This window comes from Shigella sp. FC1967 (assembly GCF_001743005.1).
Taxonomy (GTDB): Bacteria; Pseudomonadota; Gammaproteobacteria; order Enterobacterales; family Enterobacteriaceae; genus Proteus.
In genome coordinates this window covers 1-292 of the sequence record NZ_MIIZ01000102.1, presented here as the reverse complement: position 1 = coordinate 292, position 292 = coordinate 1, and the positions used below count along the sequence as shown (strand labels likewise).

The window sequence follows — 292 nt, the reverse complement described above, 5'->3', positions numbered from 1 at the left end:
TATCGCCAAGCGGTAAGGCACCAGGTTTTGATCCTGGCATTCCCAGGTTCGAATCCTGGTACCCCAGCCATCTTTCGAAAGAAAGATAGCTAGCTAGATTCAATATGGCTATGTAGCTCAGCTGGTTAGAGCACAACACTCATAATGTTGGGGTCACAGGTTCGAATCCCGTCATAGCCACCATTTTTTGGGATATCGCCAAGCGGTAAGGCACCAGGTTTTGATCCTGGCATTCCCAGGTTCGAATCCTGGTATCCCAGCCATATTTTGAAAGAGAGACTCGCTGAGCGAG

2 tRNA genes are annotated in these 292 nt (G+C 49.0%); both read left to right on the top strand.

Going from position 1 to position 292, the window contains the following annotated elements:
* Window positions 1-106: 106 nt before the first annotated feature.
* Window positions 107-183 (top strand) — tRNA-Met (locus BHE89_RS00830).
* Between the two features lie 5 nt (window positions 184-188).
* Window positions 189-263, top strand: a tRNA-Gln gene (locus BHE89_RS00825).
* The last annotated feature ends 29 nt before the right edge of the window (window positions 264-292 follow it).